Origin of the sequence: Phenylobacterium sp., from assembly GCF_024508875.1 — a bacterium.
Classification (GTDB): domain Bacteria; phylum Pseudomonadota; class Alphaproteobacteria; order Caulobacterales; family Caulobacteraceae; genus Phenylobacterium.
The window spans coordinates 29139-46831 of the sequence record NZ_JANINU010000071.1 but is presented as its reverse complement, the minus strand read 5'-3'; the positions used below and the strand labels follow the sequence as shown (position 1 = coordinate 46831).

Genomic DNA, 17693 nt, shown 5'->3' with positions numbered 1-17693 from the left:
CGAGCTGCGCCGCGCCACCCACAAGCTGGTGAAGCAGGTGACCGAGGCCATCGACAGCTTCCGCTTCAATTCGGGCATCGCGCGCCTGTACGAGTTCCTGAACCTGCTGAAGGCCAACCCGGCCAAGGGCGCAACGCCTGCGGTCCTGGCGGCGCGCCAGGAGGCGCTGAGCGCCTTTGCCCGCCTCATCGCCCCGTTCACGCCGCACCTGGCCGAGGAGTGCTGGGCCAGGATCGGCGGGGAGGGGATGGTCGTGGCCGCCCCCTGGCCGCAGTTCGACCCGGCCCTGACCGAGGATGCGACCAAGGTCCTGCCCGTGCAGGTGAACGGCAAACGCCGCGGCGAGATCGTCGCGCCGGCGGGAGCCGAACAGGCCGACGTCGAGGCGATCCTGAAGTCCGACCCGGACATCGCCGCCAAGCTGGAAGGCCTGACGATCCGCAAGATCATTGTGGTCAAGGACCGGATCGTGAATATCGTGGCGGCATGAGCCGGATCCTGATCCTTGCCGCGGCCGCGTCCGCCCTGCTGCTTTCGGGCTGCGCCGGGTTCCAGCCGCTCTACGCCCAGACCGAGGTGACGAAGAACCTGGCCGCCATCCAGGTCGAGGCGCCGAGCGGGCGAACCGGCTACCTCATACGCCAGCACCTGGACGACGCCTTTGCCAAGGACCACTCGGCGGCGCCGGCCTACACCATGGAGCTCGGCCTCGGCGAGGCGCGGTATCCGCGCGGCGTGCGGATCGACAATGTGGCCACGCGCTACGAATACGTGCTGACCGCCTCCTACGTGCTGCGCGACGTGAAGACGCGCGCGGTGGCGAAACAGGGCCAGGTCCGGGTGGAGCTCACCTACGACTCCGCCGACCAGCCCTACGCGTCGATCAGTGCCCAGCAGGACGCCCAGGACCGGGCGGCCGAACAGGCGGCGAGGCGGATCGAGATGGAGCTCGCGGTCTGGCTCGCCAACGGGGCCAAGGTCGCCGCGAAGTAGATGATCCTCTCGAAGCGGCCGGACATCGAGCGCTTCCTCGGCCGACCCGATCCGGCCATCCGTGCGGCCCTGATCTACGGGCGCGACCTCGGCGTGGTGCGCGACCGCGGCCACCAGCTCGCCGCCAAGGTGGTCGACAATCCGGATGATCCCTTCGACGTGGCGCTGCTGACCGAGCAGGATCTCAGCGACGACGGCGGCCGGCTGGAGGGCGAACTCGCGGCCCAGTCGCTGATGGGCGGGCGCCGCCTGGTGCGCCTGCGCCTCGCCGGCGAGAAGCCCTCTGCCGACAAGGCCGCAGCCGAGGCCCTGGACCGCCACGCGAAGGGCGAACTCAACCCCGACGCCTTCCTCCTGATCGAGGCCGGCAATCTCGGCCGTGAGTCGGCGCTGCGGAAGGCGGCCGAGAAGGCGAACGCCGCCGCCGCCATCCCCTGCTACGAGGACGAACCCGGCGACGTGGCCCGGCTGGTGCGCGAACTGCTGGCCAAGGATCAGGTCGCCCTGAACGTCGACGCCCTGCAGGTCTTTGTCCAACGGCTGCCCAAGGAGCGCGGCGTCGCGCGCCAGGAGATCGAGCGGCTGGCGCTGTACCTCGGTCCGGGCAGCGGCGCGACCGCGACTCCCGCCGATCTCGAGCCTTTCCTGGGCGTCGAGCCCGAGTCCTCCCTGTTCGACGCCGCGGCGGACGCCTTCGGCGGCAAGCTGGGCGAGGCGCAGGCCGGCCTTCGCCGCGCGGCGCAGGAAGGGGAGACCGGGCCCGCGGCCGTCCGCGCCATCGGGATGCACCTGGGCAAGCTGCGCCGCGTGCTCACCCTGGCCAAGAACGGCGCCGGACTGCAGGAGGCGGCGAAGGCGTCGGGGGTCTTCTGGAAGCAGGAGCGCGAGTTCCTGCGCCAGGCGCGCGCCTGGTCGCTGGAGGAGCTCGACCGGATTCAGCCCGAGGTGCTGGCCGCCGACCGCGCGTGCAAGACCGCCGGCTCGCCCGACCGCCTGATCGCCGAGCGCCTGGCGCTCACCGTCGCCGGCCGGGCACGCCGGCTTGGCCTCTAGCCGCCGGACAGCGCGCCGAAGATCAGCAACTCGCCGCCAGGCGGCACGGGCTCGTTCGTCGCGCGCGCCTCTTCCTGGCCGATGAAGATCCGCACGTGCCGGCGGATGCGGTCCTGTTCGTCCACCACCCGGAACTTCAGGCCGGGATGACGACGGTCCAGGTCGTCCAGCACGGCGCCCACGCTGGCGCCCTCGGCCTCCACCCGCGTCGCGCCGTCGGTGTAGGCGATTAGCTGCGAGGGGATGGACACGCGGATCATGCGGCCGGGACCGCGACCACCGAATAGATCTCGGGCAGGTGCGCGGCGATCTGGCGCCAGCTTTCGCCCTCGTCACCGCTCATCCAGATCTCGCCGCCCGTCGTGCCGATGTAGAGGCCCAGCGGATCGCAAGCGTCGGCGCAGAACGCCTGCCGCTTGACGGTGAACCAGCCCTGTTCGGTCGGAAAGCCGCGATCCTGCCGTTCCCACGACGCGCCGCCGTCGCGTGTGCGGTAGGCGGCGGGACGTCCGCCCGGGCTGGTGCGCGGCCAGGCTTCCGTGCCGTCCATCGGCCAAACCCAGGCCGTGTCCCTGTCGCGGACGTGGGGCACGATGGTGAAGCCGATGTCGCCGATCTCCCGAGGCATGGCCTCGCCGATCCGCTCCCATCGCTCGCCGGGGCGGTCGAGGCGATAGATCCCGCAGTGGTTCTGCTGCCAGAGGCGGTCGGGGTCGGTGGGCGCGAGGGCGAGGTAGTGGCTATCCTGACCGAACTCCGGATACGGGTCGGGCAGGAAATCGCATCGCACGTTCCGGTTCAGGGGCCGCCAGGTCGCGCCCTGGTCCGTGGTCTCCAGCACTCCGGCCGAGCAGGTGGCCAGGTACATGTGCCGGGCGTCGCGAGGATCGACGACGATCTGGTTCAGGATGGCCCCGTCGGGCGTGCCGCCTTCGGGCGGAAACCAGTCCGTCACCTGCGGGTGCAGGTTCAGCCCCTCGACGCTCTCCCAGGTGTCGCCGCCGTCGGCGCTGCGGAACAGACCCGGCGGCGAGGCGCCGGCCCACCACACGCCAGGTTCGGAGGCGTGCCCCGGCTCGAGCCAGAACGAGTGGTCCACCGAGCGGCCGTGCGGATCGCCTTTCGGGAATGCGGGCGGGCGCTTCGCCTCGGCCCAGGTGGCTCCGCCGTCGGTGGAGCGCAGTATCGTTGGACCCAGATGGCCGGTCGACGCCGCCATCAGCAGGGTCCGGCCGTCGCGCGGATCACGGACGAAGTGGTTGACGATCTGACCCAGGAAGAGCGGGCCCTCCGCCGCCCAGGCGGCTCGCGCCTCGTCGCTGCGGTAGATCCAGGCGCCCTTGCGGGTGCCCACGAGCAGTTGGATCGCTTGCGTCATCGGGAACCTCCCACCCAAGGACGTGCGGCAGGAGCCTACGCCGACGAATGCGCCGGACGAAACCTCGGCGTGCTCAGTGGAAGTCGCGGCTGCGGATCAGGCGGCCGGTGACCTTGGAGTGCGCGGCGATCTCGCCCTTGTCCTCGCGCAGTTCGGACAGGCGGCCCGAGAGGTCGGTGAAGCCCTCGGCCACCAGGTGGACCACCTCGCCTTCCTTCTGCACCTGGCCGTGGACGATCAGGAAGGCCGAGGTCATCACCAGCCGACGGTTCGCCTCGAACGCGTCGCGCCAGACGACGATGTTGGCGATGCCGGTTTCGTCTTCCAGCGTCATGAACACGACCCCCTTTGCGGTGCCGGGACGCTGGCGCACCAGCACCAGACCGCCCACCGACAGCCGTCGCCGGTCGCGCGCGGTCTTCAGCACCGAGCAGGGCATGACGTTTCGCCGCGCCAGATCCTCGCGGAAGAAGCGCACCGGGTGGTCCTTCAGGGACAGGCTGGTGGTGCGGTAGTCCTCGGCCACGTGCTGCGGCTGGCTCATGAAAGGCAACTGGACCTGGGCCTCCTGCAGGCTCTGGCGAAGCAGCAGCGGCGCGTGCTTTTCGGCCCCCCATTCACCGGCTAGCCCCTTCACCGCCCACAGCGCCTCGCGCCGCGGGAAGCCCAGGCTGCGGAACGCGTCGGCCTCGGCGAGCAGCTCAAGCGCGCGCCGTGTCAGCCCCGCCTGGCGGGCGAAGGCCTCGATGCTGTCGGCTCCGGCCTTGCGGGCCTCGACGAGCGCCTCGGCGTCCTTGTCCTTGAACCCCTTGATCTGCCGCAGCCCCAGGCGGACGGGCCGATACTTGTCGGCGCGCGGATCGTCCTTTTCCTCCAGCGTGCAGTCCCAGTCGCTGAACATCACGTCGGGCGGCCGCACCTCCACGCCATGCTCCCGGGCGTCCCGCACCAGTTGCGCCGGCTGATAGAATCCCATCGGCTGGCTGTTCAGCAGCGAGACGAGGAACGCGTCGGGGTGATGCCGTTTCACCCAGGCCGACGCGTAGACCAGGATCGCGAAGCTGATCGCGTGGCTCTCGGGGAAGCCGTACGAGCCGAAGCCCTCGATCTGCTTGAAGCACCTCTCGGCGAACTCGGCGTCGTAGCCGCGGCGGACCATCCCCTCGACGAACTTGTGGCCGTAGTCGCCCACGGTGCCCATGTTGCGGAACGTCGCCATCGAGCGGCGCAGGCCGTCGGCGTCGTTGTCCGAGAACTCGGCGCCGACGATCGCCACCCGCATGGCCTGCTCTTGGAAGAGCGGCACACCCATGGTCTTGCCCAGGATCGCTTCCATCTCGTCCTGCGGGTAGTCCAGGCTGGGCCGCGGATAGGTCACCTCCTCGATGCCGTCCCGGCGCTTCAGGTAGGGGTGGACCATGTCGCCCTGGATCGGTCCGGGCCGGACGATCGCCACCTCGATAACGAGGTCGTAGAACTTCCGTGGCTTCAGCCGAGGCAGCATCGACATCTGCGCGCGGCTTTCCACCTGGAACACGCCGATGGAATCGGCGTGGCACAGCATCTCGTAGACCTCGGGGTCCTCTTGCGGGATGTGGGCGACGTCGGTGATCCGGGTTCCGTCGGGCAGGGGCGGCAGCAGGTCGAAGCTGCGCTTCAGCGCCGTGAGCATCCCCAGCGCCAGCACATCGACCTTCATCAGCTTCAGGGCGTCGATGTCGTCCTTGTCCCACTCGATGAAGGTGCGGTCCTCCATGGCGGCGTTGCCGATGGGGACCGTCTCGTCCAGGCGGCGCTTGGTGAGGACATAGCCGCCGACGTGCTGCGACAGGTGGCGGGGGAAGCCCAGCAGTTCCTGGGCCAGCGCCGTGGCGCGACGGATCTCCGGGGCGTCGGGGTTCAGGCCCGCCTGGCGGATGTGCTCGTCCGGAACGTCGTCGCCGTAACTGCCCCAGACGGTGTTCGCGAGCGCGGCGGTGATGTCCTCGGTCAGGCCCAGCGCCTTGCCCACCTGGCGGATCGCCATGCGCGGCCGGTAGTGGATCACGGTGGCGACGATGGCGGCGCGGTGGCGGCCATAACGTTCGTAGACGTACTGCATCACCTCCTCGCGGCGCTCGTGCTCGAAGTCGACGTCGATGTCGGGCGGCTCGTTACGGTTCTCCGAGATGAAGCGGGAGAAGAGCAGGTCCTGCCCCGGTTTGGTCGGATCCACCGACGTGATCCCCAGACAGAAGCAGACGCAGGAATTGGCGGCCGAACCGCGCCCCTGACAGAGGATGTCCTGGGAGCGGGCCCATTGGACGATGTCGTGCACGGTGAGGAAATAGTTCGGGTAGTCGAGCTTCTTGATCAGCTCGAGCTCGTGGGCGACCAGCTTCGCGACCTTCTCGGGGACGCCGTCGGGATAGCGCCATTTCGCTCCGGCCCAGGACAGGTCGTGCAGGTGCTGGATGGCGGTCTTGCCGGGGGGCACCGGTTCGTCGGGGTATTCGTAGCGCAGGTCGTCCAGGTCGAACCGGATGCGCTCGGCGATCTCCACGCTGCGCTCCACGACCCCCGGAAACCGGGCGAACAGCCTGGCCATCTCCTGCCCGGGTTTCAGGTGGCGCTCGGCGTTGGCCTGCAGGCGAAGGCCAGCCTCCTGAATGGAGCAGGCCTCGCGGATGCAGGTGAGCACGTCCTGCAACGGCCGCCGCTCGGGGCCGTGGTAGAGGACGTCGTTCGTGGCGACCATCGGGATGGCCGCGGCCTGGGCCAGGGCGTCCAGGTGGGTGAGGCGCTGCAGGTCCCGGGGGCCATAGCGACGGGCCGCCGCCAGCCAGACGTCCGGCAGTTCGCCCCGGATGCGGCGCAGGTCGCCCTCGAACATCTGGTCCAGCCGGTCAGGGGGGACGACCAGGACGAGCTGGCCCTCGGCGTGGCCCAGGAAATCCTCCCAGTGCAGCTCGCATTCGCCCTTTTCGGACCGCCGCTGTCCCGCCGTCAGCAGGCGGGTCAGCCGCCCGTAGGCTTCGCGGTCCGAGGGGTAGACCAGCAGGCTGGGCGTTCCATCGGCGAAGTCCAGGCGGCAGCCGGTCAAGGCGCGGACCGACGATCCCTGCGCCTTCAGGTCCTGCATCTGCCGCCAGGCCCGGACCACCCCGGCCAGGCTGTTGCGGTCGCAAATCCCGATGGCTTCCAACCCCAGGGCGTCGGCCCCCACGACCAGCTCCCACGGATGCGAGGCCCCGCGCAGGAACGTGAAGTTGGTGGTGGCCTGAAGCTCGGCGTAGCGGGTCATGCGAACAGCCCGTGCAGCCACCACTTCGGCGGACCCTCGCCGTTGTAGAGGCCGGCGCGGAACAGCCAGAAACGGCCGCCTTCGGCGTCCTCGACGCGGTAGTAGTCGCGGACGTGGCCGACCGAGACGTCGCCGATGTCGCCCTTCCACCATTCCTCGCCGATGCGCTCCGGCCCCTCGGCGCGTTGCACGCGGTGGACGCGGCCGCGCCAGCGGAACTGCACGGGCGGATCGTCGGGCAGCAGCGCCACCACCTGCTCCAGAGGCTCGGGCCGGCGGAAGAGCCGTACGGGGCGGGGCGCCTCGCGATCCCAGGGCCGGGCCGACGTTTCCCCCACGCCCCACGCCCCCTCCACCGCGTTCCGCGGTTCTCCTCCCCCGCGCGCTTCGGCGCGAGGGAGGATGGGCGGCTCGCGAGCGACGGCCAGTTCGGGGACGTGACTCTCGAAGGGGGTCGCGCGCCAGACGGCGCAGGGCCCCAGGCGATTGGTCAGACGATCGATCAATGGGACCAGGCCGTCCTCCACAGCCGCGTCCAGGCCGGCCTCCAGGCGCACCTGGCGCCCCGAGACCGGCTCGACGGCATAGGCGGCGATGGTCACGCTTTCGACGCCGAAGCCCGGATCGACCGTCTCCAGCTTCGGCTGGAACAGGCGGGCGATCCGGACGGCGTCGCGGCCGGGCAGGGAGAGGCCCACGGCGACGCTGGGCGCCTTGCCGTCCACCCGGTGGAAGGCGACCTCGAAGCGCCGCCCGCCCCGGCCCTCGGCCTCCAGCCGCGCGCAGAGCTTGGCGGTGACGTCCTGCGTCACCCGGGCCATGTCCTCGGGGGCGCTGATCGGCTCGAAGAAGGCCAGCCGCGTCACCCAGGGCGTGGGCGGGCGGCGGAACGCCAGCGCCTCGGCCGAGCGGCCCAGCGCCTGGTCAAGCCGCTCCAGCGTCGAGGCGCCGAACCGCCGGCCCAGCGGGGCGCGCGGGATGTCCATGAGCTGGTCCAACCGACGCAGTCCCAGGCGTTCGATCTGCGCGGCGGCCTCGGGATCGAGCCGGAGGGCCGGCGGCGGCAGGGGCTTCAGGAGCTCGGCTTGGCCGTTCGGCGGCGCGAGGGTCCCGTCGCGGCCGTAGTGCGCCAGCGCCCAGGCTGCGCCCGGCGTGTCGGCGATGGCCAGGCGGAATTCCAGACCGCTTCCGGATAGCCGATTCCGGAAGTCGGCCATCATCTCGGTCTCGCCGCCCCAGAGGTGAGCTACGCCCGAGATATCCAGGAACAGGCCGTCGGGCCGGTCGGCCGCAACCGCCGGCGAGAAGCGCACGCACCAGTCGACCAGCGCCGTCAGGGCCTGGGCGTCCGCCTCGGGCTCGGCGTCGGCGGTCTGGAGCTCCGGGACCAGGGCCATGGCGTCGGTCGCCTTCTGCCCGACATGCAGCCCCAGCTTCGCCGCCTCGGCGCTGACCGCCGCCAGCCGCCGCACCTGGCGGACGGTTTCGATGAGCGCGAAGGGGGCGGGCGGACCTTCAGGCGGCGCGACGTTCGTGGCGTTCGCTCGCCGGCGCCAGTTCGCGATCGCCCAGGTCGGCGACCAGGCGCAGAGGATGCGCGACATCGCCCGCCTCCCAGGAATAGGCCCCTTGGGCCTCGAGGATCCATTCGCCGGAACGTCCGCCCCGGCTGCGTTCGAGCGCCACGTGGAAGCGCGGCGCGCCAAGACCGAACTCGCCGGCCAGCGGCTCGGACGGCGCGCTGCCCACGCGCCAGCGGGTGGTCGAGACCGACCCCGCGGCCTCGACCTTCGCCGTCCCACCGAAGGGCCGGCGCTTGAGGACGAAGCCTGTGCCGCCCCTCCGCTCGCAGGCCAGTTGCAGCCGGCGCCCGGCGGTCAGGTCCACGGCTTCCACTTCGGCGAAGACGGCCGAGACGCCCACCGTCGAGAGCGCGTCCTCCATCACCGCCAAGGCCTCGGCCTCGTCGCGGACGCACACCTGGATCAGCCGCTCAGGCGGGAAACCCAGGCCGGCCAGTCCCGGCGCCCAGAGGTCGTCGCGGCGCAGGACCCACACCGCCTCACCCCGGCGCGCCAGGGGAGCCGCCATCAGGGCCGCGAAGGCCGCCGGCGCCGCCGAGGTTTCGACCTCGATCCCCGCGCCGGCGATCTCATGCCAGCGTCCCAGTGGAAGTCCGCCCCCGGCCAGCCGCTCGTCCATTCGCGGGTCGCCGAAGGGCAGGACGCCGAGTTCGGGCCGCGCGCCGCTTTCGATCGCGGCGATCTTCGCGGCCAGGGCGGCGATCCGCTTGGCGCGAAAATCGGACATGGTTTTGGGACTCCTTTTGTTCCATTTTTGTTCTGGAACTTCGGAGCCGGGGAGTCAAGCGGCGGGAATCGGTCGGCCGTTCAACGGGGCGTTCAATTTCCCGGAGGCCCGCCGAAGTCGAACCCGGGATCGCGCCGCTTCGCCTTGCCGCCGAAGCCCCAGGTCAGCCCGACGAACACCGCCTGCATGTTGCCCTCGTTCCGCCGCCGCAACCGCAGGGCCGGCGTATCGACGGTGACCACATAGGGCGCCGATTTCAGGACGTCCTGCGCCGTCACCACGAGCGACAGGTCGTCGTTGAACTTGTGCCGGTAGCCCAGATTCAGGAAGCCGTACGCCTTGATCCGGCCCTGCGCAGTCAACTGCTCGCCGTAGGCGTTGCCGCTGGCCTGCAGGAAATCCTTCGCCGTCGCCTGCCAGCTCAGGTTCCCCCGGCCGCTGAACGCCACGTCCGAACGGCCGCCAAAAAAGCCCAGGTTGCCGGCGTCGATCCGGTTCCAGATCGCGCTGCCACTGACGTTGTAGCTGAGCTTGGGTGTCACCTTGCCGTTCGCCACCAGCTCGAGCCCTCCACTCCGGCGCTCACCGATGTTGGCCCGGCTGCGCAGCAGAACCCCGCCGCCCAGGTCGGTAAAGACATCGGTCGGGACGTCCCGGCTGTCGCGGTAGAACAGGGTCGCGAGATAGTAGGTGGAGCCCTTGCGAAGCTGCCATGCCGTCTCGAAGGAGTCGGTCTTGAGCGGCTTCAGGTCGGGATTGCCCTGCCGCAGGTTCGACGCGTCGATATAGATGCGAAAGGGATTCAGGTCGTCGGGGTTCGACCGCTGGATGCGCCGGCTGTAGGCGAACGTGACCTGCTGCGTTTCGCTCAGCTTGTAGGCCAGGTGCAGGCTCGGATAGGCGTTCAGCCGGTCTTGTCCGAACCGCTCCCCGGTCGAAAGCTGCTTGAGGTCGATGTCCACGCTCTGGAGGCGCAGGCCGGCCAGCACCGTCAGGTCGCCGAACGGCCGCTCGTAGGTGACGTAGCCCCCGGGACTGGCGAACTCGTATCGGAACCGGTTGCTGAAGCCCGGCCGCGGGACAGCCGACCCGGAGTCGGGCCCGCGCAGGCCCAGGAAATCGGCGCGATAGTCCTGCAGGCCCAGCTCCAGGCCGAACTTCAGCTTCGCCCCGCTGGCGAACGGCCGGACATAATCGGCCTTCAGCTCCTGCTCGTCCTGCCGGTTATCCAGCCGGGTGTCTTCGTAGAAGGCGTCCGGCGTCGGCAGGCGCGTGACCTGTGTCCCCCGGTTTCGGTTGTCGAAGTCGGTGCGGTCCAGCCGAAGGCTGACGGTCAGCTCGCCGTCATCGGCGAACTTGCGCCGGGCGCTCGCGTTCGCCGACCTGTTGGTGCGCGTGAACGCCACGTTCTGCGTGCGGTCCAGGAGGCGCGTGGTCGCGCCGGTCGCGCCGTCTCCGATCTCCTGCTCGTAGTTGGTGTTGCGGATCCGCATCTGCGTGGCCCGCAGTTCGCCGCTCAGCCGCGTCCGCTCATCCAGGTCGTAGTCGACCGCCGCACGTCCGCTGAAGATATGCCCCTGTCCACGCGTGCCGGCGCGATCGACGAGTCTTGCGGGTCCGCTGCTGGGATCCAGCCCCTCCCGAGTCTCCTTGAAGCGGAACTTCTGCGGGTCGTGGCGGACGCTGGCGTCGCCCGAGAACGACAGCTTGCCCGAGTTGTATCCGCCACTCAGGCCGGCCGTGTAGCGGCCCTCGCTGCCGTAGGTCGCCCGCGCCGTGCCCGAATAGCCCGGCTTGCGCACCTTCTTGCTGATCAGGTTGATGATCCCCGCGCCGTCCGGGCGGAACTCCGCCGATGGCGTGGTGATCACCTCCACCCGTTCGAACTGATCCGCCGGCAGGTTCTGCAGCGCTGCCGCCCGGCCCTCGCCCCGGAACTGACCCGAGGGCTTTCCATCGACCATGATCGTGACGTTCGAGTCGCCCCGCAGGCTGATGTTGCCCTGAACGTCCACGCTGACCGACGGAACATTGCGCAGCGCGTCGCCGATCGAGCCGGTCGTCGCCTGGAGGTCGCCCGTGATGCCGTAGCTCCGTCGATCGGTCTCGACGCGAAGGCCGTCGCGGGACGGGCCCGTGACGGTCACCTCCTGCACCGTCTTCCCCGGCTCCGACTTGGCTGGGGGCTTCTCCGCCGGCGCCGCCACGGCCGAGCTCGCGAACACGAAGAGCGGCGCGCAGACATGAAGAACCCGACCCATCGCCAACCCCAGGATACACATGTAATCTAGGCAGATTACACGGGTAATCCTTTGGCGCAACCCTGACGTTCAGTCGTTGCCGGAGCCGAAGTCGAAGGCCTGGTCCCGAGCCTTGCCGCCGCCGAAGGTGTAGGTGAAGCCGACGTAGACGGTCCGGTTCTTGGGCGCGCCCTTGCTATGCTCCCGGAACGTCGGCGACACCACCCGGGACTCGAAACCCGACAGGTCGAGAAAGTCCTGCGCTGTCACGACCCCGGAGAGGCGGTCCGAGAACTTGTGGCGATAGCCCAGGTTCAGGATCTTCTGCGGCTCGCTGACGCCCTGCGAGAGCAGCCGCTTGCCGAAGACGTAGCCCTGCAGTTGAAGGAAGTCCTTGTCTGTGGCCTGCCAGCTCAGCGTGCCCCGTCCGCCCAGCGACCAGGCAGAGCGCTGGGTCGAGCCGAAGCCCAGCGGCCGCGCATCGATCTCGTTCCAGCCCAGGTTGGCGCTGACGTTGTAGGTGACCTTGCCCGGCAGCCGCCCATTGGCCACCAGCTCCAGCCCCGCCGCCTGGAACCTGCCGATGTTGTCCCGGGTCTGCAGGATCACGCCGTCGCCGATGTCCTGGAAGACGTCGTTCACCGCGTCGCGCCCGCGCCGGTAGTAGGCGGTGGCGAGATAGGTCTGACCCTTCTTCCGGTACTGGTAGCCCAGCTCGAACGAGTCGGTGGTCTGCGGCTTCAGGTCGGGATTGCCGCGGAACAGGTTTTGCGGGTCGAAATAGACCGCGAAGGCGTTGTAGTCGGTGGGCTGCGGCCGCTGTACCCGACGGCTGTAGCTGGCGCTGACTTGCTGGGTGTCGTCCAGGCGGTAGCCCAGGTGCAGGCTGGGGTAGAGCCGCACATAGTCGTTCTCGTCGCGCCGGCCCTGGGTCACCTGGTCGAGGTCGATCTGCGTGGACTCGACCCGCAGGCCCCCCAACACCGTTAGGTCTCCAACAGGCCGCTCGTAGGTTCCGTAGACGGCGTGGATCTGCTGGTCGAAGCGGAAGAGGTTGGATCGCGTCGGGTCGATGACCGCCGGCGCGCTAGCGGCGCTGCGGCCGAACACGACCCGATAGTCGTTGTCGTCGCCGTTGAACTCGTAGCCCAGCTTCAGCTTCACGCCGTCGCCGAGCGGCCGGGTATAGTCGACCTTGAGCTGGGTGCGGCCCACGCGGTTGCGCGTCTCGTTGTCGTCCAGGAAGGTGGGGCCCGCCGGAGCGCGCGCGTTGCGCAGCAGGACGCGGCTGCGATCCTCGTCCATCCGCTCATTGGTAAAGGCCACTGACAGCTCGTGGCCCTCACCGAACTTGTGCGATCCGTTGAGGCTGGCCTCGACGCTGCGCCGGCCCTGGCGATTGTCCGCGGTCGTGTCGTACGCCAGCAACGGGAGTCCGCCGGCCGACACCCGGTCCAGGGTCTCGAAGTTGCGCGCCCGGAAGTCGATGTTCTGGTAGCGCAGGCCGCCGGTTATCCGCGTGTCGGCGTCCAGGTCGAAGTCGAGCCCGGTGCGCGCGCTCTGCATCTCGCCGATGCCGCCACCGACCGAGGCGCGGCGCTCGTTCGCGGTGGTCGCCCCGGAGGCGTCGAAGAATTCGCGGTCGACGGTGTAGTGCTGGCCGAAGACGTCCCGGCGGGCCGAGGCGTCGGCGGTGTAGGTGAAGCGGCCGTTCCGGTAGCTGACGTTCACGCCGCCGTTCTTGCGACGCTCCGAGCCCAGGTTCAGCCGCGCGCTGCCATTCACGCCGGGCTTGGCGGTCTTCTTGGTCACCAGGTTGATGATGCCGCCCGTGCCTTCCGGGCTGTAGGCCGCGGACGGGTTGGTGACCACCTCCACCCGATCGATCTGGTCGGCGGGCAGGCTCTGCAGAGCCTGGGCGCGGCCGTCCCCCCTGAACATGCCGGTCGGCTTGCCGTCGATCATGATGGTGACGTTGGAATCGCCCCGGATCGCCAGGTTGCCCTGCACGTCCACCTCGACGGAGGGCACGTTCCGCAAGGCGTCGGCGATCGAGCCCGTCGTGGCCTGCAGGTCCCCCGAGACGCTGTAGCTCTTCTTCTCGGCGTCCACGCGCACCGGCGGCGGCGCGCCCTCCACCACGATCTCCCCGACCGTACCGCTGGCCTTCTCGGCGGACGGCTTGGCCGGCGGCGGCTTTGCGGGCGTCTGGGCGAGAGCGGGCCCGGCCACGGCGGCGCACGCCGTCGCGGCGAGCCACAAGGTGCGCTGGCGCAAAGGATGTCCCCCGACACGCTGCCCCCGCAGCGCAAGTCCAAGTGTGAGGCGCGCCTGTGGGCAACTTTGTGGCGAAGCTTGTCAGGGCGGAAACGATGCCGGTGTTGTCGTCCCGTCGAAAGCCTGGGCTAATCCGGCGCGGAAACGAGGGAGGCTTGGGATGCGTTGGGCGGCGATCCTCGCGGCGTTGGGTCTGGCGGGCGCGGCGCATGCCCAGGCGCCGGTGAAGGCCAAGGTGGAGAGCGGCGTCCTCGTGGGCGAGGCCACCGACCGGGCCAACATCTTCCGCAACGTACCCTTCGCCGCGCCGCCGGTCGGCAAGCTGCGCTGGGCGCCGCCGCAGCCGGCCGCGAAATGGAGCGGCGAGCGCGACGCCACGAAGAATGGCCCCTCGTGCCCGCAGCCGATGAACGTCGACGGCACGCCCAACAGCGGCGGCGCCAACGGACGGATGAGCGAGGACTGCCTGCAGCTCAACGTCTTCGCGCCCAAGGGCGCCAAGGCCGCGCCGGTAATGGTCTGGCTGCATGGCGGGGGCCATCGCACCGGGGCCGGATGGATCTACGACGGCCAGAACTTCGCCCGCGACGGCGTGGTCGTGGTGACGATCAACTATCGCCTGGGTCCGCTCGGCTACTTCGCCCATCCCGCGCTGACCAAGGACGCCGGCGCGAACCCGACCGGCAACTTCGGCCTGATGGACCAGATCGCCGCGCTGAAGTGGGTGCAGAAGAACATCGCCGCGTTCGGGGGCGATCCGAAGAACGTCACGGTCTTCGGCGAGTCCGCGGGCGGCATGAGCACGCTGGCCATCCTCGCGACGCCCTCGGCCAGGGGGCTCTACAGCAAGGCCATCGTCGAGTCGGGCCTCGGCTGGTTCCAGCCGTCCACCCTGGCCGCGAAGGAGCAGCAGTATGTGGCGGCGCTGGAGAAAAGCGGGATCACGGCCGCGACCGCCGAGGAGCTGCGGGCGGTCCCCTGGGAGAAGATCGACGCCGTGCCCGGCGAGTACGGCCCCTTCACCGACGGCAAGCTGATGACCGAGACGGCGACCCAGGCCATGGCCGCGGGCCGCTTCGCCGATGTGCCGCTGATCATCGGCTTCAACTCGGGCGAGGACTCGCTGTTGGGGTTCGGCAATGCCGGCGGAAGGATGGGGGCGCTGCCCGAGAGCGTCCGCACGATCTACAAGGACGAGTCCGCGGCGGGCGACGACATCCTGGCCCGCGCCATCTTCAACGACCGCGTCTTCGGCGGCCCGGCCCGCTGGATCGCCGCCGGCGCCTCGACCGGCAAGCCGGCGTGGCTCTATCATTTCTCGTACGTCGCCACCCGCATGCGGCCGGGGATCGCCCGCGCCTTCCATGCGGCCGAGATCCCGTACGTGTTCGAATACTGGGGCCGGCGCACGCCGATGAGCGTGGTCAGCGACGAGGACAAGGCCGTCGCCGCCCTCATGCACAGTTGCTGGGTGGGCTTCGCCAAGACCGGTGCGCCGGCCTGCAGCGGCCAGGCCTGGCCGGCGTACGACCCCAAGACAGACCAGCTCCTGGAGTTCGGCTCGTCCAGCGGCGTGCGCACCAACTTCCGCAAGATCCAGCTCGACGCTCAGCAGGCCCACATGCTGCCGACCCTGGGACTTGCGAAATAGGCTCGAACTGACTCGGCCATAGCTGCGTTGACTCGCCGAATCCGGAGTCACCCCATGGCCACCCGTCCGACCTGGCAGGGCTACCTGCGCCTCAGCCTCGTGAGCTGCCCCGTGGCGCTCTACACCGCGACCCAGCGCACGAGCGACGTCAGCTTCAACATGCTCCACAAGGAGACCATGAACCGGATCCGGATGATCCCCACCGATCCCGAGACCGGGCCGGTGGAGCGGGCGGACATCGTCAAGGGCTACGAGATCGACAAGGGCCACTACGTCGTCGTCACCGACGAGGAGATCAAGAACGTCCGGCTGGAGACCACGCGCACCCTCGACATCGAGCGGTTCGTGGACGAGGACGAGATCGACCGGCTCTACTGGAACGACCCCTACTTCCTCACGCCCGATGGGGACATGGCGGTCGAGGCCTTCACCGTGATCCGCCAGGCGATGGAAAAGGCGGGGAAGATCGCGCTCGGCCGCCTCGTCATGCACCAGCGCGAACGGCTCATGGCGCTGGAGCCGCGGGGGAAGGGCATCCTGGCCTATTCCCTGCGTTCGAACCGCGAGGTTAGGGACGCAGCCGACGTGTTCGACCGCATTCCGGCCCACAAGGCGCCGCCCGCGATGGTCGACATCGCAGCCAAGATCATCGACCAGCAGTCGGGTCCCTTCGACCCCTCGAAGTTCAACGACCGCTACGAGGACGCGCTCCGCGCCCTGATAAAGGAAAAGGAGAAGGGCCACGGCGTGAAGAAGGTCGAGGAGCCTAAGGAGGCCGAGGTCATCGACCTGATGGAGGCCCTCAAGCGCAGCCTTGGCGGCGGCGAGCGGCGGAAGGCCCCAGCGCGGAAGGCGGCCGAGCCGGCGAAGAAGCCGGCCGCGAGGAAGGCTCCCGCCAAGAAGCGCGCCTAGAGTTCAACATACCTCCCCCGTGAACGAGGGAGGGACGCGCTAGCTACTTCGCGCCCGCCTCGATGACATCTAGCCGGTCCTTCAGCAGGTGTTCGCGGGCCTTCACGCCGTCGTCGCCGAACTGGACCTGGCCTTCCTTGGCCGCGTCGAACTTCGGCCAGGCGACGCCGCCGGCCGTGCCCGGATGGCCGGTCTTGGCGAAGTTGGCCCAGTAGGTCGACATGGCGTCGGACAGCGCGTTGTCGTCGGCGTCGAAGGTCGCCGGCGCCGTCGGCGCGCCGAAGACGTAGCGGATCTCGTCGGTGTGACCCGCGCCGAACGGCTTGCGCGCCTTGGCCGCCGGGGCCACGCGGCTGAAGTAGTAGAGATAGACCGGCTGCCCCGCCTTGGTGTGCAGGCGCGCGGCGTTGCGGTCGGGCTCGGTGATGAGCTGGGCGGTGGTGACGTCGTTGATGATGCGGGCCTTGTCGCCGGTGTTCCCAGGATCGAAGGCCTTGAGGATCGCCGCCTTCGGGCCGTCCGGGATCGCGTCGAGTTGCGCCGGCTGCGGCCGAACCAGGCTGGCCTCGTTGGAGTTGCCGCCGATCAGCAGCGGGACCTTGGCCTGCCGGCCCGTGGCGAAGCCCTGGGCGATGCCGCCGGTGATGTACTTGCCGTCGAGGATCGGGCCGGCGCGGCCGATCAGGCCGCCGGTGTAGGGCATGGCCGAGAGCGGCAGCTTGCGCAGCGCGGCGGCGGCCGCGGCGTCGTCGCCCTGCACGCCGGCGTCCTGGGCCGCCTTCAGGCCCTGGGCCTCCGCGGTCTTCAGCGGCGTGGGCTGATGGCGGGCGAAGCTCGACTCGCCGATCGCCCTCGAGAACAGACCCTGCGCGTCGGGCGACAGCATCAGGTACAGCACCGAGATGCCGCCGGCGCTCTCGCCGTAGATGGTCACGTTCTTCGGGTCGCCGCCGAACTGGGCGATGTTCGCCTGCACCCACTTCAGCGCGGCGATCTGGTCCATCATCCCGTAGTTGCCGGTCGGGCCTTCCTTGGTCAGCGCCGGGTGCGCGAACCAGCCGGCGCGGCCCAGGCGGTAGTTCAGGCTGACGTGGACGATGCCCTTCTTGGCGAAGTTCGTGCCCTCGGTGTCGCCGCCGAAGGCGCCCATGCTGGTCCCGACGACGTAGGCGCCGCCGTGAATCCACACCATCACCGGCAGCTTCTGTCCGGGCTTGGCGCCGGCCGGGCGGACGACGTTGATGGTCAGGCAGTCCTCGACGTCTTGGCAGCGCGCGCCGGCCTTGGAGGCGTCGCGCTCGCCGGTCCAGGTCGGGGCGGCGGCCGGCGGCCTCCAGCGCAGGTCGCCGACGGGCGGCGCGGCGTAAGGGACGCCCAGCGTATAGGCGACGCCGTCCTTCACCGTGCCTTTCAGCGCCCCCTGCCTGATCTTCACCACCTGGGCCTGATCCGCGACGAACGCGTCGGCGGGAGCCTGGGCGGCAGCCGCGACAGGCAGGGCGGCGAGGCCTAGCGCGACGGCGCCGGCGGCGAGCAGACGATGGATCATGGCTTCCCCCGAAATTCGAATTTTCGGTGTGCTTAGCCACTCGCTGT

13 protein-coding genes are annotated in these 17693 nt (G+C 69.7%); 5 read left to right on the top strand and 8 right to left on the bottom strand.

The genetic code is table 11. The features are described 5' to 3' along the window. From Q0L11_RS06730 to holA, 3 genes are all read left to right on the top strand, one after another. Positions 1–490: class I tRNA ligase family protein (locus tag Q0L11_RS06730; protein ID WP_296596222.1), on the top strand; the 490-nt coding region annotated here is incomplete at its 5' end. Then, positions 487–993, top strand: a complete 507-nt coding sequence (lptE, locus tag Q0L11_RS06725) for an LPS assembly lipoprotein LptE (RefSeq protein WP_296596221.1) — start codon at positions 487–489, stop codon at positions 991–993. The genes Q0L11_RS06730 and lptE, both read left to right, overlap by 4 nt. Continuing rightward, on the top strand, positions 994–2046 hold the full coding sequence (holA, locus tag Q0L11_RS06720) for a DNA polymerase III subunit delta (protein ID WP_296596219.1): 1053 nt from the start codon (positions 994–996) through the stop codon (positions 2044–2046). Here the strand turns inward: holA and Q0L11_RS06715 are convergent. The 7 genes from Q0L11_RS06715 to Q0L11_RS06685 all read right to left on the bottom strand — a co-directional run bounded on the left by Q0L11_RS06715 (position 2043) and on the right by Q0L11_RS06685 (position 13534). Continuing rightward, positions 2043–2306 carry a MoaD/ThiS family protein gene (locus Q0L11_RS06715; protein WP_296596217.1) on the bottom strand — a complete coding sequence of 88 codons (264 nt, stop codon included), beginning with the start codon at positions 2304–2306 and terminating at the stop codon, positions 2043–2045. The genes holA and Q0L11_RS06715 overlap by 4 nt on opposite strands. After that, on the bottom strand, positions 2303–3424 hold the full coding sequence (locus Q0L11_RS06710) for a glycosyl hydrolase (protein ID WP_296596216.1): 1122 nt from the start codon (positions 3422–3424) through the stop codon (positions 2303–2305). Before Q0L11_RS06710 ends, Q0L11_RS06715 begins: the two co-directional genes overlap by 4 nt. A gap of 73 nt (positions 3425–3497) precedes the next feature. Beyond that, complete coding sequence (locus Q0L11_RS06705) at positions 3498–6707, bottom strand: error-prone DNA polymerase (RefSeq protein ID WP_296596215.1); 3210 nt, start codon at positions 6705–6707, stop codon at positions 3498–3500. Continuing rightward, the gene (locus Q0L11_RS06700) at positions 6704–8311 is read right to left on the bottom strand and encodes a DNA polymerase Y family protein (RefSeq protein ID WP_296596214.1); all 1608 of its coding nucleotides are present in this window, start codon (positions 8309–8311) and stop codon (positions 6704–6706) included. The genes Q0L11_RS06705 and Q0L11_RS06700 overlap by 4 nt, the downstream gene beginning before the upstream one ends. Continuing rightward, a complete protein-coding gene (locus tag Q0L11_RS06695) occupies positions 8223–9017 on the bottom strand; it encodes a protein imuA (protein WP_296596212.1) in 795 nt (264 codons plus the stop codon). The genes Q0L11_RS06700 and Q0L11_RS06695 overlap by 89 nt, the downstream gene beginning before the upstream one ends. 92 nt (positions 9018–9109) lie before the next feature. Continuing rightward, positions 9110–11278, bottom strand: a complete 2169-nt coding sequence (locus Q0L11_RS06690; protein ID WP_296596211.1) for a TonB-dependent receptor — start codon at positions 11276–11278, stop codon at positions 9110–9112. Positions 11279–11347: 69 nt separating this feature from the next. Beyond that, a complete protein-coding gene (locus tag Q0L11_RS06685; RefSeq protein WP_296596209.1) occupies positions 11348–13534 on the bottom strand; it encodes a TonB-dependent receptor in 2187 nt (728 codons plus the stop codon). Positions 13535–13694: 160 nt separating this feature from the next. Here Q0L11_RS06685 and Q0L11_RS06680 point away from each other — a divergent pair, with 160 nt between their 5' ends. Together Q0L11_RS06680 and Q0L11_RS06675 are read left to right on the top strand one after the other, a co-directional pair. Further along, positions 13695–15185, top strand: a complete 1491-nt coding sequence (locus Q0L11_RS06680) for a carboxylesterase family protein (protein WP_296596208.1) — start codon at positions 13695–13697, stop codon at positions 15183–15185. 54 nt (positions 15186–15239) lie between these two features. Beyond that, entirely contained in the window at positions 15240–16097 is an 858-nt protein-coding gene (locus tag Q0L11_RS06675) for a Ku protein (RefSeq protein ID WP_296596206.1), read from the top strand. 43 nt (positions 16098–16140) lie between these two features. On the opposite strand, the gene Q0L11_RS06670 is transcribed toward Q0L11_RS06675, so the two are convergent. Next, on the bottom strand, positions 16141–17646 hold the full coding sequence (locus Q0L11_RS06670) for a carboxylesterase family protein (protein ID WP_296596204.1): 1506 nt from the start codon (positions 17644–17646) through the stop codon (positions 16141–16143). Positions 17647–17693 lie beyond the last annotated feature (47 nt).

Coding starts and splice junctions, on each gene's coding strand:
- lptE (WP_296596221.1), top strand. CDS start 487: ATGAGCCGGATCCTGATCCTTGCCGCGGCCGCGTCCGCCCTGCTGCTT.
- holA (WP_296596219.1), top strand. CDS start 994: ATGATCCTCTCGAAGCGGCCGGACATCGAGCGCTTCCTCGGCCGACCC.
- Q0L11_RS06715 (WP_296596217.1), bottom strand. CDS start 2,306: ATGATCCGCGTGTCCATCCCCTCGCAGCTAATCGCCTACACCGACGGC.
- Q0L11_RS06710 (WP_296596216.1), bottom strand. CDS start 3,424: ATGACGCAAGCGATCCAACTGCTCGTGGGCACCCGCAAGGGCGCCTGG.
- Q0L11_RS06705 (WP_296596215.1), bottom strand. CDS start 6,707: ATGACCCGCTACGCCGAGCTTCAGGCCACCACCAACTTCACGTTCCTG.
- Q0L11_RS06700 (WP_296596214.1), bottom strand. CDS start 8,311: ATGTCGCGCATCCTCTGCGCCTGGTCGCCGACCTGGGCGATCGCGAAC.
- Q0L11_RS06695 (WP_296596212.1), bottom strand. CDS start 9,017: ATGTCCGATTTTCGCGCCAAGCGGATCGCCGCCCTGGCCGCGAAGATC.
- Q0L11_RS06690 (WP_296596211.1), bottom strand. CDS start 11,278: ATGGGTCGGGTTCTTCATGTCTGCGCGCCGCTCTTCGTGTTCGCGAGC.
- Q0L11_RS06680 (WP_296596208.1), top strand. CDS start 13,695: ATGCGTTGGGCGGCGATCCTCGCGGCGTTGGGTCTGGCGGGCGCGGCG.
- Q0L11_RS06675 (WP_296596206.1), top strand. CDS start 15,240: ATGGCCACCCGTCCGACCTGGCAGGGCTACCTGCGCCTCAGCCTCGTG.
- Q0L11_RS06670 (WP_296596204.1), bottom strand. CDS start 17,646: ATGATCCATCGTCTGCTCGCCGCCGGCGCCGTCGCGCTAGGCCTCGCC.